Genomic DNA, 23,665 nt, shown 5'->3' on the forward strand with positions numbered 1-23,665 from the left:
AATGTCTGCACTTGCCGCGACACAAATTCCAAAACCGGCCGACGAACAAGCCTTCGAGCGGGCTTCGGTTGTGCTTTTTCGCTGCCTTCTTGGCGACCCGAATGTTTCGCGACACGGTCGCAGAGGCCAACGGCAAAACGGTGTCGACCTGGTGGGGATAAGGAATGGCGATCCGGCTCATCTCGTCGGCATCCAATGCAAGCTCAAGGGCGCCGGCCATGAGCTCTCGGAGAAAGAGGTTCGGGACGAACTCACCAAGGCTCTCACCTTTAGTCCAGAACTGCGCGAATATTTCATCGTCACCACATCGCCAGACGACGTCGACCTTCAGCAGCTCGCTCGCGAGCTGGCAGTTGATCTGATCGCGAAAGGTCGACGTCTCCTCATTCATGTCTGGGGCTGGAACACGCTCGAGGAGCGAATCAGCGAACACGCCGACGCCCTCAAAGCCTTCGATCCCGGCCACGGCGTCTTCAGCGAGCAGATCCTCGAAAAAGTGACCGAAGGAGTCGACTTGCAAGTCGACATCAAAAACGATCTTGCCTTAGGTTTCTCAGCGATCAATTCCTCCCTAGCGCAGATTGTCGACCGGGCGCTTATTGCGCATCCCAGCGACGCAACGGTCGCTGCAAACGTGCTCGAAGCCCACCTCGATGCGGAAATCGATGAATTTCGTGACCTAGCGAATACCGGCAAACCCCGCACCGCGCTGTCGCTCCTAGAAAAACTTCGAGACCGCGTTGCAATTTCAGCATCCGGCAGAATTTTGTTTCGCATCAAGGCCAATATTGGGAGCTGCCTCCTGGCGTTGGGCGAAGACGCCAAAGCAGCCCAGCTCCTCGCCGACGCCTTTGACCATGCGCCGACCGAGCCCAAGGCCGTCGCCAACAAGGCTTTGTCGCTACTCCTTCAGGGAAACTGGCGCCAGCTTATGGAATTTGGCGAAGCCGCACTGCGCGTAGATCCGACGAATGAGGGCGTTGCAGGCTATCTCGTGCAGGCGGCCCGCTTCGACGAAGCCATCGACGAACCAATGACCCTATTGCCTCGCGACGTCAAATCATCAGCGGCCGTCGCCGTCGGCCGAATAGCGTTCTTGCAGCACCGAGGCCGAAACCTTGATTGGTGGCAAGCAGCTCGGGAAGCCCGTGATGCGCATCCTGAAGACCCGCTTGCCCAACAATTTGCCGCCGAAGCCGACCTTGACCAGATCCTGCGCGATCCGCATTACCAGCGAAAGCGTCTGTTTGGTCCCGGTGAACGTGGCCGGCTCATGGCCGCGACATCTCTGCTGCTTTCGCTTTGGGATAGAGCGCGCGTCAGCGAAGCAATCGTTCGTCCTGAGCACATTACGCTCTGCAGCAATCTCGTAGTCGCTTTCTTCGCTTTGGAAGATTTTGCTAAAGCCATTGAGATTGCGCGGCAAGGCCTGGCGCTTTCGCCCGACAACTCCGAACTCGTCGAGAGGGCCATGGCGGCGGCGATCGACGGCGTCGACGATCAGTTAGCGCGTGAGTTGCTGCCGAAGCTGCCGTCTAGTCCGGAATCCGTGATTCTTGCCTTTCGCTTTCATGCGCACCACAGCGACTGGGCGAAGGTAGCCGAGATTTGCCAAACGCATCGTGATCAGATCCCCGAGGTCGAGCGCGCTTTGGTCACGACAGCGGGCCAGCTAGCAGAACTGAAAGCTGCCGGCGCCAAAAATGTCGAGGAGGAAATCCACCTCGCCACGGTCAACGCCGCGGATGACCCGAGAGCGAGCATCGTCGCCGCTGACTTCGCAATGACGTTCGGCTTTGAAGCAATCGCCGACGAAGCTTACAAGAACGCGCTAAGGAACATCGACGCCAACAGCCATATCGCCTCCCGCCTCATGGTTTCGATGCACGGCGCGAAACGCGGCGACTGGAAATCGGTAGCAGATTTGCTTGACGGACAAGTCGGTGAAGAGCGCGACAGCCGCGAGCTTCGAACCCTCGCGACCGCGCTCGTAAACGACCTGCCGATACGTAAACGCGCCACCCGCTTCTTCGAACGCCTACCTCAATCGATCGGGAGCCTCCCCTTCTACCTCCACGCTTCGGGACTGATGCATTTCAATCGCGGCGCGCTGAAACAGGCGGAGGCCGATCTTCGCAAAGCGATCGATGTTGGCCATAACCTGACCAACTATCTCGCCCTTTTCGCCATTCTTCGCCGAACCGAACAAGCGGAGAAGATCTTACCAATCCTGGAAACGCTCGAACTTGCAACGCTGCAAGGCACGCCAGGCCAGAAAATGCACTTGGCTCAGGCGCTCCTGGCGGCGGGCCAAAAAGAGCGCGCCCTTGCCTTCGCTTACGCAACTTTGACGTCAGCGCCGAACGACCCCGACGCGGCACTTCGCTATTTTGGCCTATTAATGGCCGATCCGGATTCCCGTGTCATCCCGCCAACAACCCGGGTCGGTGTCGACGCTTGGGTCCGCTTGGAAGGCGTCAACGGAGAAACGTTTCGATTTATCATTGAGGATGGCGTTGATCGTCCGGCGGACGGTATTTTGAGCCCAAAACATCCGATCGCCGCAGCGGCGATCGGATTGGAGGTCGACGCTTCCTTCGAGCAGAAAAAAGCCATTGGAGGCGATACCACATGGCGGGTTGCCGAAATAAAGCACAAATATCTGCATGCGCTGCACGACGTGATGGAGAATTTTCAAACCCGGTTTCCAGAGTTGACGGGCATTCATAAATTTTCGATCCGCGACGGCGACATCCAACCCGCGCTCGATGAGGTGCGACGGGTATCCGAGGCGAACAGACAACTAGCCGATCTCTATTTGGCTCAACATCTCCCATTAGCTCTCGCCGCCGCCGCGGTCGGGAGAGATGTTATTAGTTTCGCGGACTATGTTAGGACGCTCGACCGCAACATTGAAGTGTGCGTCGGAACCGTTCCCGAGCGACTTGCCACGCTCAACATCATCATACAAAATCGCACGAACGGTGCCGTTCTCGATACATATACCGCGTGGACTGCGGCGACGATGGATATACTTGATGTTCTCGTCGCCGTCTTCGGAAGGCTCATTGTCCCGCAATCCGTTCTCGATGATTTGCGCCTAATTCAAGCGAAAAATGACCGCCCTGCAGGTCGAGCGATGACCATCGCGTGGCACGACGGGCAATATTTCAGACAAGAATTCACGAAGGAGGACATAGAGGCGCGTTATCGTTTCATCGGCGATCAGATCAAAAAACTCGAGGCGCGTTGTCAAGTTGCGCCCAGCGACGCGCCGGATGACCCTTCAGAGGTTGCGGCCATTTTGACTGAAACCTTCGGACCGCATGTGCTTGATGCGGCCAATTTTGCCGCCGATGGCATCGTACTGCTGTCCGAAGACATGTATTATCGCCAAGTCGCAGAAGAAGCTGTCGCCGCCAAAGGAACCTGGCTCCAGCCGGTTCTCGCCTTCGCCCGCGATCAAGGAATGATTTCGCGTGAAAGATATGCTGACGCTGCGCTCAAACTTGCGTTGCGGCAACACAGCCATCTGGCTCTCGAACCAGAGACTCTTGCCGAGATTTTTCTCGCCGACACTACTGAAACTCTGGATCTATTTCGTTCCGCAGCTGCTTTTATCGGCACCAAGACCGCCGACATGAAGTCCCACCTGATTGTTGCGTCGACGTTTCTTCAAAGGCTTTGGAGCGCCCAGGCTGCCGTGTCGCTTAAAGCAATGCGTGCGACGGCTCTGGTATTGCACCGCCTGACCACCCATCACGCTATTGAATGGCCACTTGCTCTCGCTTTTGTGAAGGACGGAGCAGATTGGCGGCTGCAACAATATGTCGATTCGTGGGTGATCGGACATTTCCTGCCTATCACTAAGCTTGCCGCCGCTGAGTGCGATCTCATTGCGTTTCAGGCGACCTTGCAAATCCGCATTTATTCAAGAAAGCGAAGCCATTCAGCGCTAGCTTCGACTTCGTGGCCATTTGGCTATTAGACGCGGCATGTTGAATCTGCATCACAAGAGCGCCGGCGCGACCCGTCCCGACTTTCTCGTGCCGGCCTCATCGCCCTCCTTGAGTGTTGAAGTCGTCGGATTGGGCCGTTGGCATCACAACCGACTATCGTTTTTGTCTTGCCACGGGATCACAGAATGCCCCAGGCGCGATAGCGCCGCCGCCCGGTAAGCTCGCGCAACCCCAGTTCGACGATGAGGTTTTGTCCGGCCCGAGCCGAAACCTTGAGCTCCTGCGCCAGCAGCTCTGCGGTGACGATCGGCTTCGCTAGAGCTAGATCCAACGCCTGCGGCAGGTGCGAACTCCCCCTCCGATTTTTAAGTTTTCCCGCGCGCGACGCCCGCGCCAACAGCCAGCGGTCGTGATCCTTCAGCCCCTGTTCGGCGGCGGCCAGAATCGACGCCAGCCAGTACAGGATTTTCGAGGTCGAATCCCCTTGTTTGAGCCGCAGCCGCGGGACCGCTCGGGCGCCGGAGTTCACGCAGAGCAGATGGCTCCTAGTTTTGCCGCGCTGGCGCAACAGCGCCGCCGCGAGCAGCCGCCCCAACCAGGGCGCGTGCTGCAGCGGTTCGATGTCGTCCCAAAGAGCGGCGAGCATCGCCGCCGCGAGGGTCGGCGGCAGGCTGGAGGTCTGATCGACCGCTTCCCGCCATTGCTCCATCCGCTCATCCTCGTCCCAGTCGAGATCGTAAACCAAAGGATCGCGCTCCTCCGGATCGAGCGCCGGCTTGCGTTCGAGCGCGCGCGCGGCGCCGGCGAGCGCGGCGTCGAGCGCCGCCAATTCGGCAGCGAGCGGATCGTCCGAGTCCGGATCGCCGTCGTCGAGCCAGGGCCCCTCCCCGTCCGCCTCGTCGCTCTCCGACGGAGTCTCGGCCCTCCCCTCCCCTTCCGGCAAGAACGCGCCGCCGCGCAGTGCGGCGAGGCCTTCGGCCGACAGCGCCCAGCCCGGCGCCATGGAGAGGATTCGCCGGCGCGCGCCGAGCACGCGGCCGGCGCGGATAATTTCCGCGGTCGGGGCGCGGGCGTCCATCTGGGCGTCGTGCAGGACGAGGTCTTCGAGATGCGCCAGCCCGCCCTCGATCCACAGCGAGGCGCAGGCGTCGGAGAAATGCGTGCGCGAAACCCACCCCTCCCGGATCGGACTCGCCCGCAGCCGCTCGTCGAGCCGGGCAAGCGCGTCTTCGGCCAGAGCCAGAGGGGCATTGATTTTCGCCCAATCGAGCCTTTCGACGATTTTTGCGTCGGCTTTCACGCGCCTGTGTTTCCTGAGAATATTTCGCTATACCGAAGCTAACATAGCTTTCACTTCCGTCATAGGCGCAACTGTTTAGCGCGTCGTCTCACTATCGACAGGGATAGCTCTCCGAAGCCTCCAAGGGGCATTGGGAGGATCAATCGACGGAACGATAGGCCTGGCATTATTTCCCTCGGCGGAGGGCCCAGCCAGCCACACGCGACGCGTTTTTCCGGCTAGAAGCCCTTATAATCCTGGCTTTCCGCTTTCAAAGCCTGTGGGCGCCTGCAACGCGCCGAGCCTGTCTTGCCCATCCGAAGCGCTGAATCGGCCTCTATGGCCCGCCGTGGGGATCGATGAACGACGCCTGCAAACGGCCGTTTGCTAACAACTTCCGATATTGTACAAACGCCTCAAATACCGCCTTTGTCGGCGAGCCGGAATTTGTGAGATTCCACGCCTTGGGCGGCGTTTCGCGCGTAATTATGAGACTCCCGGAGCGCGATTATGAGACTGGGCCGAGCGTAATTTGTAAGACAGAGCCTCTGACGACCCGCGGCGTGACGTTCCGGCTCCAGCCGACAGCACGGGTCCTGCCGCGCGAAGGCGTTGAAGGTGGGTGTAAACTTGCCGACGCAGTGCGGACGGCCACGGCCGTAAGGCCTCGTGCACGCGCGCTTCCCCCTCGGCGTCACTGGCCGCAATGACCCGAGCGGCGTGTGCTGCGGGGTCGTCCGCCAGGCGAGCGATGGCGATCGCCAGGGCATAATTCCGCAGAATCGAGCCTCGAGCGAGCTCGGTTAGCGCAGGGGAGGCCGGCTTATCGAGCAGCGGCGCGACGCGATCGTATTCCGGCACGACGACAAGCAGCGCCTGGCGGGCAACTGGCCGTTGAATGACTTGATTGTCGCCCTGCGCCGACTGCGGGAGCACCGGCGGCTCATCGAGGGACGGCGGCGCCATGCGGCGATGCCGTATGGTCAGGAATTGCACCAGATCGGGGACTGACGGCAAGCTATCGTCCCTGTCCTCGGCCCAGGCCCCAAGCCGAGCTGAGCCGCGCCTGGCCAGGCGATCAAGCAGATCAGGCGTTCCGCCCGGCAGCAGCGCCCTCAAAATGCGCCGGGCCGGCGACCGCAGCCTGTTTTCATGCGTGGAGCACCAGAAAGACCAGGGCAACGCTGCATCTTTCCGGCGGATCGCCGGGCTGGCGCCGCATTCGGGACAGAGGAACCGAGTCTTGGTGGAAATCAAGAACTGGGCGTACGGGGCGATTTCCCGGAACGTCATCGCATCAAGGGCTGCGGGCGTCAGCCCGGTGCGCGCGGCGAGCAATAGGCTTTCGGTGTCCTGCAAACCCCGTTCGAGCGTTGTCGCGCGTTTCCCGGCGAGACCGCAATGATCGAGAAGGCCGGAGGTTGTGGTCTCGTAGAGGCTCGCCAAGCGCGCAAGCCACGACGACAGCCGTTCGCCGGGCGCGGGGCGTGGCGCGACCGGCCATCGCTTGATTGGCGGCCTGCCGCTCACACCGGCTCTCCCAGCAACGGCGACAGGATTCGAGGATCCTCGACATTGCCGCCAAGGATGCGTTCCTCGCCGCTTTCGAGCGCGGCGATGGCGAGTTTCGTCATCAGCGAGAATATTCCCGCCGTGATTCCGCCCGTCGCCTCGACGATGCGTTTGAGCGCGCGATCGTTGATTTCGCTTGGCCGGCGGAGCGGCAGCGTGCGCAGCAGACTGCCGATCAGCCCGGCGAAATCCTCGTCGTTTCGCCACGGCGGGAGGGTAAAGGCCTCGAAGCGACGCACCAGCTGCTCGTCGGTTCGAAGCGCGTTGCGCGCCTGCTGGGTGCCGACACATACGAGCGGGATCCGCAGTTCGTTTCCCAGGAAGCGAAGCATGTTCAGGAATCGCGCTTGTTCGCGCACCGTGCCCGCCCGCAGGCTGTGGACCTCATCGATGACGAGAACCCTGGGCTGGATTTCGATCAAGAGGCGCAGCACCAGGCTTTCCAACCGACCAAGTGTCGCCCGAGGCGGCTCCGGCGCCCCGATCGCGGCCAGAAGCCGCTTGTAGAAGCGCGCCTCGTCGGGTCCCGAGACCATCTGCACGACGATGACCGGCATATGCTCGACGCCCTTCGTTGCGTCAAAATGCGTCGGGTGGTCGCGGGCAAATTTCTCGACAATCATCGTCTTGCCCATGCCGCTCGCGCCCACAATCAAAAGATTGGGCATGCGAGCGCGCTGCGGAAACGCGATAAGCTCCTCGAGCTTGGTGAGCGCGTGCTGCGCCCGGGGATAGCGGATCCAGCGGTCAGCGCGAATTTTGCGGATGCGTTCCTCGGCGCCCAGCGCCGCCGTTGGCCGGCTGGCGGGAAAGAGATGTCCGAAATCGTCAATCATCCCATTCCTCCACCTCGAAATAGGGCAACAGCCGCGAAGAATCGTCCTTCGGCTGCTCGAGATTGGGCGAAACGTCGATTATTCTGATTTCCGGCGCACGCGCGCGCCGCGCCGTGTCCATGCGCGTCGCCTTGGTTGCACGGATGGCTTCGTCCACCAAGTCGCGCTGGGCAAGAATGGTGGCGAAGATGATTTCCTCATCGACGGCCTTGCGACCCGCCGCCCGCAGGGCGCGCAGCGCTGCCCGGTGTTCCCACAGCGCGATAGCAGGCCGCGTCAGGTCGGCTGGTCTGGCTTCAAAATATCCCTGCCCCGTCGCGACAAACACCACGGAAAGGTCCCGCGGATCATACTTGATCGTAAATTTTTCCTCGCTGCGGCCCATGAGCCGGCGGAGCTCGTCCGACCAGTAGCGGATGTGGAAGAGGTGTAGCCCGTCGCGTTGCAAGAGGCGCTTCTCGGCAGGCAAGAAGTCAATCAGAAACTGCCTCGGATCGGCGGGCGCCCGGACTGCCACCGTTTCGATGCGCGCCTTCCACGCCGCGACGGGAGGCATATCAAGCGCCTTGTGAATCCGTGCGTGGTATGCGCCGACGATTTCAAGCGCGAGGTAGGTTTCCAGTTCACGCAACGTCATCGCCGCATGCGCTTCGGGATTGAGCGCTCCGCGCTCACGAACGTTCGAAAAATGTGAACCTGGAAGGAGATGAAGGGCCCCCATCATCGTCCCGATCAACCGTTCTATGTGTCCGCCAAAGCGAGGCGTTCCGGGAGGACGGTAGGCGAGATCAATCCGGTATTCGGCGCAGGCCCGCTCGAAGGCAAGCGCATGAAACTCCGCGCCATTATCGACGTGGATGGTGTTCGGAATCCCATGTGCAGGCCAATCCGCCGCAATCGCACGAGCGGCGAGCCAACTGGTCTTGTCCATGACTGAGTGAGTCAGGCATAGCGCCACCGACAGCAACGAAGGCGGCTCCAGCGAGAGGTGGAATCCCATCGCCATGCGTGTGTTGACATCAATGGCGAGCGTCAACGTTGGCCGGCCCAGCGGAAGCCTGCTCACCGGATCGACCACCGTGACGTCCACCTTGGTGTGATCGATCTGGACAATGCTGAGCGGCGCGGCGGCTTCAAGCGTTCCGGGCGTCGCCAGAAAGACAGGGTCCGACTTGTCTTTGCCTTCTCGCTTACGAAGCAGTTCGCCCGGATTCTGGCTGGCAAGCCAGCGCCCAAGCCGACGAATCGAGGGCGCGGACAGCCCCGCCCGGCGGCAATCAGCGGCGACTTCGCGCCAAAAGCGCGTTTGCGTTGGCCGCCGATGCGTCGCGTAAAAATCCCGGAAATGCCATTCGACAATCGACTGGACCGCTGGCGCCAGCGGCTGCATCCCGGAATTCGGCCCAGGGCGGCGCGCCAGGAGCGTGCTGACTCGACCGTCCGCACGAAATCGTTTCAGCCAGCGAAACAAGGTCGCCCGGCTAACCCCGAGAACCGTCATTGCATGCCGGATCTCACCCGCCGATGGCCGATCTGGCAATCGCGACAGAACTTCTGCCCGGCGTTGCGCCTCCATCCAGGCTTCATGGTCCACACTGCTGTAATCCATGGACAGCCTCGCCATGCGGCTGCAAGCTGGTCTCATAAATTCCGAATCAGTTCCGAGGCCAGTCTCAATAACCCCGAATCAATCTCACAAATGCGCCAAGTCTAAGGCTTTGAAATCCCAAGGTCGCCAATCTCAATAACCCTGGCAATCCGACAACGTTTCCGGCTCATGTCGATCCGATCGACAGATTCGAATTCGTCCGAAACCTGCTTGACCACGTGCGCCGTTGCGCGCGCACCGTTTTATAATGCCCTAACTTGAGCCACCAGCCCATGGCGTCAGCACTCGCAGCAACACATTTCAAAGAAATGCGCCCTTGAAGGCGGCTGCGCTTCACGATATGGTCATGATAGTTATAATGACCATTTTTGGAGGATGCTTATGGCGCACGCCAACCATCACTGGACGGTCGCCGACGCCAAAGCTCGGTTGTCTGAACTCATCGAGTCAGCGCGCCGGGAAGGCCCGCAAACGATCACGAAGAACGGCCGATCGACGGCCGTCCTCGTCTCCGTGGAGGAATGGGAGCGCAAGACCACGCGGTCCGGCTCGCTCGCGGAATTCCTGCTCAATTCTCCATTGCGAGGCGCCGATCTCGACATTGAGCGGTCGCAGGACGATGCGCGAGAAATCGACCTGTGAGCTTCCTCATCGACACGAACGTGATTTCGGAACTCACCAGACCAAATCCCGATCCGCGAGTCGTTTCATTCCTGCACGAGACCGACGAGGATCGCCTCTTCGTCAGCGTCATCACATTGGGTGAGCTGCGCCGAGGCGTAGCGCTCAAGGCGGACGGACGCGCAAAATCCGCGCTCGACGCTTGGCTTCGCCTGGACTTGCGCGAAAGATTCGCCGGCCGGATCGTCGATGTCACCGCGCCGGTCGCCGACATGTGGGGGGAATTGATGGCGACGGCCAAGCGACAGGGGACGGTACTGCATGCGATGGACGGATTCCTCGCAGCAACGGCCCTTGTCCACGACAAGACACTCGTGACGCGCAATATCAAGGATTTTGCGCCGTTCGAAGTATCCCTTCTCAATCCCTGGACGCCAATCGCCAAGACCGATTGAAGGCGGCCACCATCAACAATCGGATCGGACACCTCAATGGAGCTGACCACACAAAGGTGACGAAGCTTCCGTCAAAATCCACACACGGGCCTTCTGGCCGCCTTCTGGGCTACGCCCGCGTCTCGACCGAGGATCAGGCGACCGATGCCCAGACCGACGAGCTGCGCGCCGCCGGCTGCGCGACGCTCTACCAGGAGCATGGCTCCGGCGCCTCACGCGCGCGTCCAGAACTCGCCCGGCTAATGCGCGAGATCCGCGCTGGCGACGTCCTCGTCGTCGTGCGCCTCGACCGTCTGGCGCGATCCGTTAGCCATCTGCTCGAAGTGATCGAACGCCTGGAAGCGAAGGGCGCGCATTTTCGATCATTGCGCGATCCTATCGACACATCGACGCCGCAGGGCATGTTCACGCTCCAAGTCCTCGGCGCCGTCGCCCAGCTCGAGCGCGCCCTGATCTCCGAACGAACGAAAGCTGGAATCAAAGCCGCGCGCGCGCGCGGCAAACTGCCGGGCAATCCCGGATTGCGCGCCAAGGACCCGGCCGCCATTCGCAAGGCTGCGGAGGCGCGCAATCGTGTCTTCACTGGCGACGTCATCGCGTCAATGGACCGTTGGCTTCCGACCGTCCGCCGGATGCGGCCGTCTAGCCCGTGGGAAGACGTCGTTCGCGTGCTGAACATGGAGACCGGCGTTCTCTGGACGGTCGAGCGTCTCCGCCGCGCCGTGCGCCGAACGGTTCGCGAGCGCCTGGCTGACCCAAAACTGTTGGAGCGAAGCCCGCGCAGAGCGCCAGAAGACCGGCTGATGATACTGGTCGCCGGCATCGCCATGGCCAATCCCGACATGCCGCTGCGCGCGATCGGCGCCCAACTCGAGGCCATGCGCGAGCGCACACCCCGCGGGGGCCGGCAATGGGCTGCGTCGTCAGTCAAAAACCTGCTCGACCAGGCGGCCAAGCTTGGCCTGGCTCCGACCGCCCCGAATCTCGAAGAATGAAAACTCTGATAGTCGAACCCGGTGTGCATGCGTCACGCCGTCTTCTTGTCGCGTTTCCGGGCGCCGATCAGCGCCATCAACATCGGACCAATCGAAAACTCCGCAGCCTCCGCCTTGCGCGTAAGTTCTCGCAAATAGCCGCCGGCGCTGTTGATCGCGGTGCCCTTTTGCAGGATCGCGGCGACCGCAATCGCCGCCTGAACCTCGCCCATCGCGGCCTGCGCTTGCTCCCAGGCGCTTGGACTGACGCCGAGCATTGGGCGAACCACGGCGGTTGTGGCCATGAAGTCGCGCCAGTTTGAAATCCCGCCTTTGGCGTAATCGACGATGTCGGGACAAGCGTCCAGGATCATCCCCAACGGGTAGGATCCTTCCGGCATCCTCCGCGGTTCCGGATTTGCCTCGACCGTTGCCCCCTGCTTTTTCGGAAAGCCACGTTCAAGTTCAATAAGAGAGTCTGGATTTGAATTCTGTATGTGCCGCTCAGTTTGAGACTCATTGCCGCTTAAATTTTCAGATTTAATATGAGTTTCCAACAACGTGAGCACTTCGTCGGCGAGCATCGAGAGCTCATCGGCGATCGGCGCGAGTTCGTCTCGCATCGCCGTGCGCGGAATCCGCTCGACTATGCCGCGATAGAGCGTGTGAACCTCGTCCCAGTTGGCCAGCCCCTGCCCTGCTTGGCGTGTTGGCACGCTTTCCTCGATGCCGGTCGCGATCATCTTGGCAATGTCGCGCCGACAGAGCGTGATGCGCTCGCGGACGAGTTTCAGCGCCCGCGCTTCGGCGCTGACCTCTTCAGCCAAGGCTTCGAATTCCTCGGATCGAACCACAAGCGGCGAAAGGTCGAAGCCAAAGGCGATCTCCACCTCCCCTTCCCTGTCCTTTCGCGCATAGCGCTTGCCATTGGGGCTGTCGCGCCGGACAATGAGGCCGGCGTCCACGAGCGACGCGAGATGACGCCGCAGCGTTGCCGGCGCCATTCCGTGCGCGCGCAGCGACAACTGCTGGTTCGACGGGAAGACGATCAAGGCATCTCCGGTCAGCGCCGTTTCGGGATGAAACGACAGAAGCGCATCGAGCACGGCAAGCGCCCGCTCGGATACGCCGATGCGAGCCTTAGCCGTGCAGATCGCCCGAAATACTTTCCATTTGTGCACCACCTTTTCGGGCAGGCGCGTTTTTGCAATCGCTTGGTTGGCCACATGGGCGAGCGTTAGCGATCGCCGCCCGAAGGGCGTCGTGGAGGTATGTGGTTCCATATCTTTTGCCCTCATCTGGCAAAAGAAATCCGCTCGCCGAAACGGCGTCAGCCTCTCGCGAGACTCTTGACAATGATTCGCGGAAGTGGGAATCTCAACTTGCTTAGGATTGAGAAGGGCTTCCGGGACGCTGTTTCGGTGGCCTTTTTCTTTTGCGGGGTTAATCTCCGTTCATTGTTGAAGTCGCGTCTTGCCGGAACTCCTCGTAAATTCGAGAGAGATGCGCCGACAAATAATCTCCGAAAGCACCAGCACTCGGCTCCTTGGCCTTGATCGCCAGAATGAATCGCTTTCCTTCACTCGTCATTTCAGCGGTAAGGGCTCCATCCGACGGTGCCCAGCTTCGCTTAGCCGAAGCGCTTTGCGCGTGTGGGCCTTTTTTGATCGATTTTATTCTGGCGACCAATGCATTGAATTTCTGGTCGCTCGTCAGCGCAGTAAAATCATCCCCATCGATAAAGCTCAACGCGCTGTCCAGATGAGAAGGCTTCTCAAGCAGCAATTTCAGCTCATACCAGCGATCGCGGCCTATCCCCTTCGCGGCGCCGACGGCTCCAAGGATTTTCTCCGGCAGCGCGGCTACGGAAAGCATTTTGGAGAGCGTGGCGCGATCGATACCAAGCGCCTTTAGAACGAGGGCGTTGTCATCATCGTAGTGCAGCCGGACGAGGCGGGCCGCAAAAGACGCCTTCTCGATAAACGACAGGTTCGCGCGGGCGGAATTTTCCTGGCCTTGCGCGACAACGTGCTCTGCGTCTTTCATCTCTTTGACAACGGCGCGTACTTTGCGGCCGAGCAATTTTGCGGCCTTCAGCCGACGATGGCCAAACACCACCATGTAGCGCGACAGCGTCGAAGGATGGGGGCGCACGAGGATAGGCGAATCCTGCCCGTGGTCCTGGATCGCCGCCAGCAATTCGGCGAATTCCTCCTCGTCAGAATCGATTCTGTCCTGAACGAACGAGACGTCGACGATGGCTGGATCGAGGTCAACAATCGTTTCCCCTTCGATGAGCTTGTCGGCGCGCGACGCCATCTCTCCAATGGAGCTAAGAATCGATTTCGAAGCCCCTCTTGCCGCATATTCCAATACGGGCTGCGGATGCTCTGGCTTGTCGTCGGCGAGCACATTGGCGAAAGGGTTTTTACGGGCCATCCGCATCTCCTATCGGCTTAACATATTGAATGAGCGTCGGCTTTTGGACGTTTTGACGGCAGTCAACATTAGGGCCTTCCCCATGCGCGATGGATCAGGCCCTGAATTTCAAAATTCACAGCGTCCATGCATTCGATCGCGCGATCATATGTGTCGCGATTGAAATTAGCCTTTTCGACCTCATAGAGGGTCTGCTTGGTCAGGCCCGCATCGGAAATGGCGGTCGACTTGACCATCGGGCTTCTTAAAATTTCCTCGGTCAGCATCGATTGCATGAAGCCCAGCATCTGCACCTGCGGCACATCTGTGGGTTCGTAGCGTGTGATCAGATAGCGGAGCCAGTCCATTCTCACGTTGGCGCCTGCGCGTTTGATCGTCTTTGTGATATTGCCGAGCATCAGCAAAAACTGGCTCATGGACATCAGATCGAGCATTTGCGGATGAACCGTGATCAGAACGGAAGTAGCCGCCGTCAATGCAGTGAGCGTGAGATAGCCCAGCTGAGGTGGGCAATCGATCACCACGACGTCATAGCGCCCATCAACATCAGCGAGGGCATTGCCTAGCCGCGTGAAAAATCGCTTACCTTCCTGCGAGGTCTGCATCGCAAGTGGCGTCTCGTATTCATATTCCTGCAGCTCCAGATTGGCCGGAATAATATCGAGCAGCGGAAAGTTGGTCTTCAGAATGATATCCTTGATGGATTTTCTCTGTTCGTCGTAGCGAAGGGCATCATAAAGCGAGGGATCGCGGTCGATTTCCGGTTGAAAGCCGTGCAGGGCCGAGAGCGACGCCTGCGGGTCGAGATCGATGGCGAGAACACGGTGGCCTGTCAGCGCGAGGTGTTGCCCCAAATGCGCCGCCGTGGTCGTCTTGCCTGACCCTCCTTTGAAATTGGCGACGGCGATGACCTGAAGTTTTTCATCGCCTTTTCGGTGCGGAACGTATTTTCGGGCGTCGGAGCGGCCATTCTTGTCGAGATAATGCCGAAGTTCGATCATCTGCGCCGCGTCGTACAATCGGCGGCCGCCCGCAACGACCAGCGGTTCCGGTCCTTTGCCTTCAAGGTGAAGCCGTTTCAGGTTATTGGGACTGACCCCGAGATAATGGGCGACTTCAGCCATGGGGAAGCGGCGAAGCGTTTTCTTGGCGTCGGGCGGAAATTTTTCCTGCCGCAACTGATCGAGCTTGCGCGAAATTTCCGCGCCCTGGGCAAGGATCGTATCGTCAAATTCAAAAGAAGGGAGAGGAAGCATGACGACCTTCAGAGATCCTGGCGCTAATTGAGCCGATAGGGCGGTATTGGCGCCAGTATCTCCGATTCTCTTCTGTTGGCAAGAAATATTAGGTTAATGGAAAGTTAATGGAAATAGAGGGCGGCAGATCAACGCCGATTGATATGAATTTGCCAATCTCAGCCCCCTATCCAGCAAACGATGACATGCTCCTTCGGCCTGGTCTCGCTCCATCCTTGCCACCACAAAGGTTTGAACGTCCAACATCCGTTTAACATATTGAAACAGCGTTCTCTTTCTATTGTTTTGACGGCGGTCAACATCCAACCCGTGGCGAGATGTTCCGCAAAAGTTTGCCACGGCAACTGAGACCGCCCTGGCTGTCGCCGTTCGGTTGGCCGGGCGCTGATATCCGCGCCCGACAACTGCCTAGATTGCCAGAGTTACGGCCCGCCCACCCTCGACAGAATAACGGGAAGCTTGTCGCGCTCGCACCGGAAAATTACATTTCATCAGGACATTCGCTTTCGCCGCATAGCGGAAAGCGACGGGAAGATGTCGAACTGGCCGTCAGCGGTGTGCCGGATCAAAGATCTGAAAACGCCCCCAAATTTTCCACGGGTTTCTCGTCCGCGCGGACCATTTTTTTGTTCGTCGTCGCAAGCAAGCTGGTGGACATAGATGGAGACGATTCCAGCCCGATATTGGCCGATTAATCGCGCACCTTCGTTCCAGGCGTCGGGGCTGGCGCCGAAACTCGGTCGAAGCGTCCTGCCGGCCTCGATGATGTGGGTTTGAGACCGGACAATGCCGCAAAACTCAGTGAGCGAAGGACCCGCCTGATGAATGAGGGCGAGAGGAATTTCGCGGTTTTCCTCTCGCTCGTTACATCGAACGCCGCTCCCCACTTCTTTATCGGAGGACCTCGCGCCAAAGGCGCGTCCTATTTTCCTCGCAATACGCGATGATCCGGCGATCGCACTGATATTTGAAGCTAACGGCAGCGGTTACCCGGTTAGCCGAGGCGCTGTTTTGCATAAATCGCGGCGTAATCATCGGACCCGTCAGGCGTCCGAATTTCGACGTTCTCAAGTTCGGGATGGCGTTCGCGGAAATGTTCGGGAGCCTCACGACCAGGCTTGTCGGGATCTGCGAACACAATCACGCGGCGCACGATTGCCGGCAGAATAACAAGCGGCAAGCGACTCGAGCCGCAAGACGCCCATGTTGGAACGCCTGTTGTCAGGCGACATCTTGGGGTGAGAAATCGAATGCAACGAAATCAAGTGTTTAGGCTTCGCCATGATATTTATGAATATCCATCTAATTTGATAATCTGCGTTGACTTGGCCATCAATTGTGAGAATTTTGGTGCCGAACGTTAGAGCAAATTCGGTGGCCGGAATGAGCGACGATGAACGCGTCTTTGACGATGACGAAAAGCAGCGCGCATGGCTCGCGGGACTGGCGCGCGTTTTGGCTAATCCCGCCATGCTTCGGGATCTGCGCAGGGCGACCCTTCTGAGGGGCCAGCGAAACTTCGATAAATTCTGCCGCGAAGCGAAATTCGAACTGCCCGAGGCCGCCGACGCAAGCCATCAATAGTGAGAATGTTGCAGGACGAAATTCTCACTATTGATGGCCAAATCCCAAATAATCTTCATATTCTCATTCCAAGGTGGCTCCTGACAACAGGATCGTTCATGCTCACAAATTGAACGCGTGGAATTCGACGTTGCTGCCCACGGCACTGATCGTGTTGCCAAAATTTTCGAGAGTTCACGCCGTTTGCGCGTGGAGGCTTCGGTCGCTCTTAGGGTCCACGCCTTGGAATTCGCCGATTTAGTGTCGGGCCTGCTGTCAGGCGACATCTCGGGGTGAGAAATCGAATGCAACGAAATCAAGTGTTTAGGCTTCGCCATGATATTTGAGAATATCCATCTAATTTGATAATCTGCGTTGACTTGGCCATCAATTGTGAGAATTTTGGCGCCGAACGTTGGAGCAAATTCGGTGGCCGGAATGAGCGACGATGAACGCGTCTTTGACGATGACGAAAAGCAGCGCGCATGGCTCGAGGGATGCAGGCGCGAAGAGGCGATCAGCCGCCTTTTGGAGCGGCACGGCGACACGCGCCTTTCGATAGGGGACGTCGATGAGGTTGCCTGGGAATTGGGCGTCAGTCGAGCGACGCTGTACCGGCTGATCACAGCTTACAGGGCGAAGCGAACCGTCAGCTCCGTTGAACCGCGCAGCCGGGGGCGGCGCAAGAACGCTTTCGTGTTGGACCGCAAGCGGGAGAAGCTGATTTCGCAGGCGATTCGGGAAATCTATTTGAAGCCCGAACGGCCGACGATGACTTATTTGATCGAACAGGTGAGGGCGAAATGCGGGCGCGCCGAATTGCCCGCGCCGGACCGGCGGACGATCAAAGCGCGGGTTGACCGGATCGACAAGCGCGTGGCGGCGCTGAAACGCAAAGACAGCAAAGGCGCCAAGGCCACGAAGGCGGTTCCTGGTCAATACGTCGCTTCGCGGCCCTTGGAGGTCGTGCAGATCGATCACACCGAGGTTGATCTTTTTCTGGTGGACGAGACGACGCGCGAAGCGATGGGCGTTCGCCCTTGGGTGACTCTGGCGATCGACGTTTTCACCCGCATGGTGGTCGGGTTCCATTTGTCGATGGATAAGCCATCCCGGGTGTCCATCGGTCTTTGCATGCTCAACGCGGTCTACGACAAGAGCGCGTGGCTGAAAGAAAACGCGATCGACGCGCGTTGGCCGGTGGCGGGGCTGCCCGAAGCTCTTCATGCCGACAATGGCGCAGACTTCAGAAGCAAGGCGTTTTCCTGGGCGTGCCGGGAGGAGGGCATAAAACTCATTTGGCGGCCGGTTGGCGCGCCGTACTACGGCGGCCACATCGAGCGGCTGATCGGCACGATCATGGGGCGCGTGCACTTTTATCCTGGGACGACCTTCTCCAACTCCACGGCGCGGCAGGACAACGACTCCGCCCGGTTCTCGGCCATGACGTTCCGGGAGTTCGAGTGCGCCCTGGGCTGGGAAATCGCTGGGCGTTACAATCAGGAAATACACAGCGCCCTCCTGCGTCCGCCCATTGCGGTCTGGGACGAACACGAGGCGTCGACCACGCTGAGAATGCCAAAGGACCGAATGACCTTCTGGGTGTCTTTCCTGCCTGACGCGTATCGAAAACTCAGACCGGACGGCATCTGGATTCATGATCTCCCCTATTGGTCGAACGCCCTGTCGGCCGAGGTCGGCAGGCACGCAGGCGATTTGCTGATCAAGTATGACCCAAGGGATGTGTCGCGGATTTTCGTCCAACACCCGTCGTCGGGCCATTTCATCGAGGCCCGCGCGCGCAATCTTGGGTTCCCTGCGATCAGCCTGCGCGAATGGAGGCTGGCCAGGAAAGCGCTGCGACAGAAGGGCAGGGGAGAGCGTGACAACGACCAGCTCATGCGGACGGCGTTGGCCCAACGCCAAATTGTCGCCGATGCAATCGCCAAGACCGCGGCGGCGCGCAAAACGTCGCCAAGGCCACAAATAGCGGTGGACGACTTCGATTCTGGATCGATGACCGGCATCGACTCGCGCATACCAAGCCGACTGGAGCTTTTGGACCGGCAACCTAATGTTAAAGCCAAGCCACCTGACGGATGAAGCGGCGAACGTCCTTCTCGGCACACCTGACGAGCGGGTCTATCATATCCAATCGAAGCGGTGGATCGCCTATCCAAAAGGCGTCCAGATTCTCGACCAGTTGAGCAAAATGCTCAAGCATCCGCGCACCACGCGGATGCCCTCGCTGATCGTGTACGGCGACAGCGGGATGGGAAAATCCATGCTGGTGGACAAGTTCATGGCGGACTGCGCGACGGGCACTGGGACCGACCGGGCGCCGAATCCCAACAAAGTTCTCGTTGTCGAGCTGAGCGGGCGCCCCACCGAACGAAGGCTCTTCTCACAAATCCTCGACGCCGTCGATGCGCCCCATAGCCCGCGCGCCAGTATCGTCGATGTGGAGAGGGGCGCCATCAACATTCTTCGCGACATTGGCGTCCAAATCCTCGTCATCGACGAGATCCACAATATTCTCGCCGGTTCATGGCGGGAACAGCGTATCGTCCTGAACACCCTGAAATTCCTGAGCAACGAGCTCAAAGTTTCGCTCGTCTGTTTCGGGATATTGGAGGCGAGAGACGCCATCAACGGCGACGTTCAATTGGCGCGCCGCTTCGACGCCGTTACATTGCCGCGATGGACCGCAGGCAAAGAGTTCGAGCAACTCGTCCTCGCAATCGTCCGCAACCTCCCTTTGCGGGAGCCAAGCGTCCTGACCGTGAAGGGTCTGCGCTGCGTTCTCCAACTCAGCGGCGGCGTCAGCTCCCGCATATTTCGCATGCTCAACGACCTCGCGATCCAGGCGATTGAAACGGGCGAAGAACGCATCACTGACATGTCGATCGAGAAATATAAGCCGGTTTCGGAAAACGAGGTGGCTTTCCAGTGAGCTGCGGGATCGAACCCAACGCCAAACCATTGCCGGTCGTCCTCAATGCGGCGCGCGACGAATTGCTCTCGTCCTGGCTTGCTCGACACGCCCGATTTTACGGCGTAACGGGTCCATTTTTTGCCAAGTGGCTCGGCCTGGGCGACACTCGACTCTCGGCGCTCGACCGTCGCCTCGGCTTGGGGCAAGTCGCTCTATTGGCGGAAAGGTTCCGCTGCGATCCGGCGGCGCTAATCGATATGACCCATATCGACAAAAGTGACGGCCAAGTTAGCGATCTCATCAGCCGGGGCAGGCGACCGCAAATCTGCCACCCCTGCGCGGATCGCTACGGTCAAGACGGCGCCGAAGGCGCCGTTCCAAAACATTGGAGCAAGGCGTGGCGAATTACGTGTCCCGCCTGCGGCCTTGCCTTTACGGACACGAACGAGCATCACGCCAGTCGCGCGACGCTTTTGGAGACGACGCCATTTGACGACCTGTGGTCGGAGGCCATCGCAGGCGAACAAATTGTCGAGCGATATCTCGCGGACGGAGGACACGACGAAAGCTCGCCGATCGCAATCCTGAAACTATTGCTGGTTCAGACCTGGAAGCCAATCACTCGCGATCTCGAACATCCCGTCGTCGGATGGGTATTGGGCACGCTTTTCCCAGATTTTGATGCACGCGCGCGACCCATCAAGCGGCGCGTCACGCATGCGGCGATCACGACGCTTCCCATAGAGTTCCGGCCGGCATTGCTCGCGGGGCTGGCGCGCGTTTTGGCCAATCCCGCAGTGCTTCGGGAGCTGCGCAGGGCGACCCTTCTGAGGGGCCAGAGAAACTTCGATAAATTCTGCCGCGAAGCGAAATTCGAACTGCCCGAGGCCGCCGACACGAGCCATCAATAGTGAGAATATTGAAGGACGAAATTCTCGCTATTGATGGCCAAATCCTAAATAATCTTCATATTCTCATTCCAAGGTGGCTCCTGACAGCCGTTTTTTGCGACGCAATTTCATCAACTGATTTCAGGCGATAGGACTGCCTGCGGAATAGTCGAATTGAAATCCATTGTCAGAAAACGCGGTCGGATCTTCTGCAAGCCCCTGAATCTTCATTTCCCTCAAATTTATCGCCTGTCGCGACGCATGCCGGCTGAGCAAATCTCTGCGGCGCCGGGCGAATGGATAGCTGGAAGCCACGTCGAATTTTCTCTCTCCGGCGAGGCGTCTTCGCGGTCCGGAATTGTCTGTGTCGAACCCATCGAACATCTGGCGCCGTCCGACCAAAATTCGCTGGTCCTGCGCCACCACTGGTCGCGCTCTCGGGCTCAGGCCTATCTTCAAGGCGTGGAAGATAGCAATTCCGTCCTGCCGATCGGCGGCGTTTTCGTTTCCGACCAAGCCTTCTTCACATTGATCCAACGCGCCACGTCTAAAGCCTGGCGAGGCCCCGCCATTTTCTACCTCGCCGACCTCTTCGAAGACGACGGGGTATTGGGCGCCCAGAACTGGGAGACGTCGGCTGCTTGCGACGGAATCATCAAGCGCACCGACATATTTTGCAATGGCTGAATGCGGAAGACCCCGGCTTGTTAGCCGGGGTCTTGTGCTGAGGCTCAGTCGGCCCGGCGGCCGCTGGGGCGGGACCAGATCAGCGAGAAACCATCGCCGTCCTCGTCGTCGAAGAGGTTGGCGTAGATCGGGGCGGTGAAGCTCGGATCGTCGAGCTTGAGGCCAAGATAGTCGCGGCCTTCGTTGGAGCGCTTGGACCAGGCGGCGCCGATTTCGACGCGGCCCACCATGACCCGGTGGCTGGGGGCGTTGTCGCCGGTGGCGCGGGTGTCGGGGACGATGCGCACGCCCTTGGCCCGGACGCTGAGGGTGACGATTTCGCCGCTGAATTCATTCGAGGCGGTCTTTTTGAAGGTGCCGATGGTCGCCATTGTAAGTCTCCGTTTTTGTGGTCCGAGCCCGCACCGTTGCGGCCTCGATGGCGATTGACCGGCCGGAGGCGACCGACGCCGCACCCATCCGGGCCGGAGCGCAGCGGAGGATGGCGGGGAGCGACTTTCTTGCCTCGCGAGGAATGGGCGATCCGGGGTCCCCGCGCGGCTTGGCCCGCGTGGGGTGGTCCCCAGGGGAAGAAAGTCGTGACGCGCCGTTGCGGCATAGGCGGTCGAGGCGAAGCCGGCCTTCGGCCAAATCGCGCAACAGAAGAGGCCGTTCCGGAGCGGTCGATGGACAGGAAACATGGGAGAGGGGCGGCGACCTTTGTGCTTTTCACAGTGGCCATCCGCGGGGAGGTACGGTAATTCCACGCTCGATCACCGCGCTTCAGAGAATGAGCACATCGATTCCAGTATAGCGCCGATCCGCGCCGCGTTCTTGGGCATTGCCCAGCGGCGCCCCGGCGGCCGTCCCCCAGGGCTGGACCTAGAGCTCGCTCCATCCGCCAACTCGGCAACGATCTTGTCGGTGATTTCGGAACAGATGTGCACTTTACCTCAGCGCGCTGGCTATAGAAGGTGGAGCTATTGTTTTTTGCGAGATTCCTGTTTGAGCCGATCTGAATTTGATGACGCGTCCGCCACCGCGGCTTTGGTCCCTGCCCGGCAATGATGCGACGCCATTCAGCCGCGAGGACGATCCGCCTGAGCGCGTCGCGCTGAGAATTCTCGTCGATGATGATTTAAAGGAATACGCCCCGCCCTGGTCATACGAATTCCGGGACGGCGACTTTTTCGCCATTGGATCCGGCCTGGCGCTTCACGAAAGTCTATCCGTTCGCGGATGGGCGCTATGGCGCGAATAAGCCTGGCGACGCCATCGGGCACATTTTATCACCGCAAAGTCGACGTCAGTCTGTGACCGCAAAGGGGGCGTTGTGGGGTCTCCCCGCAGAAGGGGGTGCGCCGGCGACCATGGCGCCGGTCAGGGGGAAGGCTTTCCCCGACGAAGAGAGCGAGTCTTTGAATTTGCACAACCTCGGCGCATACACCGAATTCAAGGGTGCGGAAGCAGATCTGGAATTTCTTCAATGAGGTGTTTTACACGTTGAAGGCATGTATCAGCGAGTTCCCGCCACGGCTCCTGAATCGCCAATTCCATCAATTCGGCCTTGGCGTATCCCGGCTTTATCGCTGCGAGCCGAGCCAGGATCGCCGCTTTCTTGCCCGCGATAAGTGGGAGATTCTCCGCGAGCAATTCAGATGCGAAGCGATCGACCACGGCAATATCAAAAATATCTCTGACTTTGAGCTGCGGGCCGCGGTAATGAAGCTTTTTGATCGCGATCTCGACGGGATGCTCTATCGAAACCGTGTTGCCATCAATTGATTTCGCCAAATCGGGGATCGACGTGAATTTCGATGCGACGATGAAGTCGATTTCGCCTTCGGGATAGACAAGCTTCAGATAATGAGCCGTCTCATCATAGGCGTCGCAGCTCCAAATATCCTCGGAAACAAGGCGAGGAGAGATATAGGAAAGATATTGCGGATCGTCGATAAAGGCGTCGACGTCCTTGCTTAATCGATGGTCCGTATGAACCATAAGCGCGGTTCCACCGCCCAAGACCCAACTCGGTACTGGCCGGCCTAACTGTTCGAGCTTGAAGAGGCCGCTAATTGTGCGCTTAAGCAGCAGACGCCAATAAGACAAACTGCTCCTCCAAGCCGGGATTGCTCTCGCCGGAGAAGTCTTTGACGGCTTCGTAGGACGCCGTGAGATTGCTCTGAGAAACGCCGTGCTCCGACGCAAAGCTCAGCACTAGCTCAGGCTTCAATTCCGTAAAAAAGCTAGCGAGATGCGCAGGCCAACCCGCAATCATCATCTTAGCGAGGCATTCCTCAAGAATAGCAGACGAAATATTCCGGCTGTACGGCGCGTTCACGGTCGCGAGCACGAGCTTATCCACCCAGGAGATTGCCCCGGGTACGACAGGCGATTCAGAGTGGGCGGCCAACGTAACCATCATAAATATATAAGCCTTAACGCAGAAATAGTCGAGCAATGCCAGAAACCGTCCCTTCCGAACCGTTTCCCTTGCGAGAGCGATTACATGCTCTGCGTCGCTGATGTGCCCGGCGTGGATTCCCCCTATGTCGAAGCGATGGCGTCCGATTCCGCGTAAACCTTCAAACATCGAAGCCTCGGTATCTTG

20 protein-coding genes are annotated in these 23,665 nt (G+C 59.3%); 9 read left to right on the forward strand and 11 right to left on the reverse strand.

What is annotated here, in order from left to right; genetic code table 11:
- Position 1: 1 nt before the first annotated feature.
- Positions 2–3,988: a PIN domain-containing protein gene (locus K2U94_RS19575; RefSeq protein WP_243068980.1), complete on the forward strand. Its 3,987-nt coding sequence runs from the start codon at positions 2–4 to the stop codon at positions 3,986–3,988.
- A 149-nt stretch (positions 3,989–4,137) separates the two neighbouring features.
- Here K2U94_RS19575 and K2U94_RS19580 read toward each other — a convergent pair whose 3' ends face one another.
- The 4 genes from K2U94_RS19580 to K2U94_RS19595 form a co-directional block, all read right to left on the reverse strand.
- Positions 4,138–5,259, reverse strand: coding sequence for an RHE_PE00001 family protein (locus tag K2U94_RS19580; RefSeq protein ID WP_243068981.1), 1,122 nt, complete (start codon positions 5,257–5,259; stop codon positions 4,138–4,140).
- 465 nt (positions 5,260–5,724) lie between these two features.
- A complete protein-coding gene (locus tag K2U94_RS19585; protein ID WP_336606187.1) occupies positions 5,725–6,768 on the reverse strand; it encodes a TniQ family protein in 1,044 nt (347 codons plus the stop codon).
- Positions 6,765–7,646 carry a TniB family NTP-binding protein gene (locus tag K2U94_RS19590; protein ID WP_243068983.1) on the reverse strand — a complete coding sequence of 294 codons (882 nt, stop codon included), beginning with the start codon at positions 7,644–7,646 and terminating at the stop codon, positions 6,765–6,767. Before K2U94_RS19590 ends, K2U94_RS19585 begins: the two co-directional genes overlap by 4 nt.
- Positions 7,639–9,255: a Mu transposase C-terminal domain-containing protein gene (locus tag K2U94_RS19595; protein WP_243068984.1), complete on the reverse strand. Its 1,617-nt coding sequence runs from the start codon at positions 9,253–9,255 to the stop codon at positions 7,639–7,641. Before K2U94_RS19595 ends, K2U94_RS19590 begins: the two co-directional genes overlap by 8 nt.
- Positions 9,256–9,630: 375 nt before the next feature.
- Between K2U94_RS19595 and K2U94_RS19600 the strand changes: the two genes are divergently transcribed.
- From K2U94_RS19600 to K2U94_RS19610, 3 genes are read left to right on the forward strand one after another with little or no spacing between them, the layout of a single operon-like run.
- Positions 9,631–9,897, forward strand: coding sequence for a type II toxin-antitoxin system Phd/YefM family antitoxin (locus K2U94_RS19600; RefSeq protein ID WP_243068985.1), 267 nt, complete (start codon positions 9,631–9,633; stop codon positions 9,895–9,897).
- Positions 9,894–10,331, forward strand: coding sequence for a type II toxin-antitoxin system VapC family toxin (locus K2U94_RS19605; RefSeq protein WP_243068986.1), 438 nt, complete (start codon positions 9,894–9,896; stop codon positions 10,329–10,331). Before K2U94_RS19600 ends, K2U94_RS19605 begins: the two co-directional genes overlap by 4 nt.
- A 56-nt stretch (positions 10,332–10,387) precedes the next feature.
- On the forward strand, positions 10,388–11,326 hold the full coding sequence (locus K2U94_RS19610; RefSeq protein WP_243068987.1) for a recombinase family protein: 939 nt from the start codon (positions 10,388–10,390) through the stop codon (positions 11,324–11,326).
- Between the two features lie 32 nt (positions 11,327–11,358).
- Here K2U94_RS19610 and repC (K2U94_RS19615) read toward each other — a convergent pair whose 3' ends face one another.
- The 4 genes from repC (K2U94_RS19615) to repC (K2U94_RS20855) all read right to left on the reverse strand — a co-directional run bounded on the left by repC (K2U94_RS19615) (position 11,359) and on the right by repC (K2U94_RS20855) (position 15,887).
- Positions 11,359–12,588, reverse strand: coding sequence for a plasmid replication protein RepC (repC, locus tag K2U94_RS19615; RefSeq protein ID WP_243068988.1), 1,230 nt, complete (start codon positions 12,586–12,588; stop codon positions 11,359–11,361).
- A 160-nt stretch (positions 12,589–12,748) separates the two neighbouring features.
- Complete coding sequence (gene repB, locus K2U94_RS19620) at positions 12,749–13,744, reverse strand: plasmid partitioning protein RepB (protein WP_243068989.1); 996 nt, start codon at positions 13,742–13,744, stop codon at positions 12,749–12,751.
- 68 nt (positions 13,745–13,812) lie between these two features.
- Complete coding sequence (gene repA / locus K2U94_RS19625; RefSeq protein WP_243068990.1) at positions 13,813–15,000, reverse strand: plasmid partitioning protein RepA; 1,188 nt, start codon at positions 14,998–15,000, stop codon at positions 13,813–13,815.
- Between the two features lie 491 nt (positions 15,001–15,491).
- Positions 15,492–15,887, reverse strand: a complete 396-nt coding sequence (gene repC / locus K2U94_RS20855; RefSeq protein WP_369334845.1) for a replication initiation protein RepC — start codon at positions 15,885–15,887, stop codon at positions 15,492–15,494.
- 496 nt (positions 15,888–16,383) lie between these two features.
- Between repC (K2U94_RS20855) and K2U94_RS19630 the strand changes: the two genes are divergently transcribed.
- The 5 genes from K2U94_RS19630 (at position 16,384) to K2U94_RS19650 (ending at position 21,075) form a co-directional block, all read left to right on the forward strand.
- Positions 16,384–16,584 (forward strand): hypothetical protein, encoded by a 201-nt coding sequence (locus K2U94_RS19630; RefSeq protein WP_243068950.1) that lies wholly within the window; start codon positions 16,384–16,386, stop codon positions 16,582–16,584.
- A 417-nt stretch (positions 16,585–17,001) separates the two neighbouring features.
- On the forward strand, positions 17,002–18,666 hold the full coding sequence (locus K2U94_RS19635; protein ID WP_243068991.1) for a Mu transposase C-terminal domain-containing protein: 1,665 nt from the start codon (positions 17,002–17,004) through the stop codon (positions 18,664–18,666).
- A complete protein-coding gene (locus K2U94_RS19640) occupies positions 18,638–19,516 on the forward strand; it encodes a TniB family NTP-binding protein (protein ID WP_243068992.1) in 879 nt (292 codons plus the stop codon). The genes K2U94_RS19635 and K2U94_RS19640 overlap by 29 nt, the downstream gene beginning before the upstream one ends.
- A complete protein-coding gene (locus tag K2U94_RS19645; protein ID WP_243068993.1) occupies positions 19,513–20,409 on the forward strand; it encodes a TniQ family protein in 897 nt (298 codons plus the stop codon). Before K2U94_RS19640 ends, K2U94_RS19645 begins: the two co-directional genes overlap by 4 nt.
- Before the next feature lie 153 nt (positions 20,410–20,562).
- The gene (locus tag K2U94_RS19650; RefSeq protein ID WP_243068994.1) at positions 20,563–21,075 is read left to right on the forward strand and encodes a hypothetical protein; all 513 of its coding nucleotides are present in this window, start codon (positions 20,563–20,565) and stop codon (positions 21,073–21,075) included.
- Positions 21,076–21,119: 44 nt separating this feature from the next.
- Here the strand turns inward: K2U94_RS19650 and K2U94_RS19655 are convergent, their stop codons facing one another.
- The 3 genes from K2U94_RS19655 to K2U94_RS19665 all read right to left on the reverse strand — a co-directional run bounded on the left by K2U94_RS19655 (position 21,120) and on the right by K2U94_RS19665 (position 23,647).
- Positions 21,120–21,446: a DUF736 domain-containing protein gene (locus K2U94_RS19655; protein ID WP_243068995.1), complete on the reverse strand. Its 327-nt coding sequence runs from the start codon at positions 21,444–21,446 to the stop codon at positions 21,120–21,122.
- 1,060 nt (positions 21,447–22,506) lie between these two features.
- Entirely contained in the window at positions 22,507–23,163 is a 657-nt protein-coding gene (locus K2U94_RS19660; protein ID WP_243068996.1) for a nucleotidyl transferase AbiEii/AbiGii toxin family protein, read from the reverse strand.
- A complete protein-coding gene (locus tag K2U94_RS19665) occupies positions 23,138–23,647 on the reverse strand; it encodes a hypothetical protein (protein ID WP_243068997.1) in 510 nt (169 codons plus the stop codon). Before K2U94_RS19665 ends, K2U94_RS19660 begins: the two co-directional genes overlap by 26 nt.
- Between the last annotated feature and the right edge of the window lie 18 nt (positions 23,648–23,665).

The organism is Candidatus Rhodoblastus alkanivorans (assembly GCF_022760755.1).
Lineage (GTDB): Bacteria > Pseudomonadota > Alphaproteobacteria > Rhizobiales > Beijerinckiaceae > Rhodoblastus > Rhodoblastus alkanivorans.

Bases quoted from the DNA above. Each gene is read 5' to 3' on its own strand.
- K2U94_RS19575 (WP_243068980.1), top strand. From the start codon at position 2: ATGTCTGCACTTGCCGCGACACAAATTCCAAAACCGGCCGACGAACAA.
- K2U94_RS19590 (WP_243068983.1), bottom strand. From the start codon at position 7,646: ATGATTGACGATTTCGGACATCTCTTTCCCGCCAGCCGGCCAACGGCG.
- K2U94_RS19595 (WP_243068984.1), bottom strand. From the start codon at position 9,255: ATGGATTACAGCAGTGTGGACCATGAAGCCTGGATGGAGGCGCAACGC.
- K2U94_RS19600 (WP_243068985.1), top strand. From the start codon at position 9,631: ATGCTTATGGCGCACGCCAACCATCACTGGACGGTCGCCGACGCCAAA.
- repC (WP_243068988.1), bottom strand. From the start codon at position 12,588: ATGGAACCACATACCTCCACGACGCCCTTCGGGCGGCGATCGCTAACG.
- repB (WP_243068989.1), bottom strand. From the start codon at position 13,744: ATGGCCCGTAAAAACCCTTTCGCCAATGTGCTCGCCGACGACAAGCCA.
- repA (WP_243068990.1), bottom strand. From the start codon at position 15,000: ATGCTTCCTCTCCCTTCTTTTGAATTTGACGATACGATCCTTGCCCAG.
- K2U94_RS19630 (WP_243068950.1), top strand. From the start codon at position 16,384: ATGAGCGACGATGAACGCGTCTTTGACGATGACGAAAAGCAGCGCGCA.
- K2U94_RS19635 (WP_243068991.1), top strand. From the start codon at position 17,002: ATGAGCGACGATGAACGCGTCTTTGACGATGACGAAAAGCAGCGCGCA.
- K2U94_RS19640 (WP_243068992.1), top strand. From the start codon at position 18,638: ATGTTAAAGCCAAGCCACCTGACGGATGAAGCGGCGAACGTCCTTCTC.
- K2U94_RS19655 (WP_243068995.1), bottom strand. From the start codon at position 21,446: ATGGCGACCATCGGCACCTTCAAAAAGACCGCCTCGAATGAATTCAGC.
- K2U94_RS19665 (WP_243068997.1), bottom strand. From the start codon at position 23,647: ATGTTTGAAGGTTTACGCGGAATCGGACGCCATCGCTTCGACATAGGG.